Annotated in this window: 1 rRNA gene; it reads right to left on the bottom strand. The window is 55.2% G+C overall.

Annotation, left to right across the window (positions count from 1 at the left end):
- Nucleotides 1-270 (bottom strand): 23S ribosomal RNA (locus tag FS532_RS18440); the annotation flags it as partial.

The following is a 270-nucleotide window of genomic DNA, read 5'->3' as shown; positions in this document are numbered from 1 at the left end:
AGCTCAGCCTTCACGGGAAACGGATTTGCCTATTTCCCAGCCTAACTGCTTGGACGCGGATATCCAATACCGCGCTTACCCTATCCTCCTGCGTCCCCCCATTGCTCAAATGGTGAGGAGGTGGTACAGGAATATCAACCTGTTGTCCATCGCCTACGCCTTTCGGCCTCGGCTTAGGTCCCGACTAACCCTGAGCGGACGAGCCTTCCTCAGGAAACCTGAGGCATTCGGTGGACAAGATTGTCACTTGGCTTTCGCTACTCATACCGG

Source organism: Curtobacterium pusillum, from assembly GCF_007673235.1.
GTDB lineage: Bacteria > Actinomycetota > Actinomycetes > Actinomycetales > Microbacteriaceae > Curtobacterium > Curtobacterium pusillum_C.
Note: the sequence above shows the minus strand (reverse complement) of the source record. Positions and strands in the feature narration are given on the sequence as shown.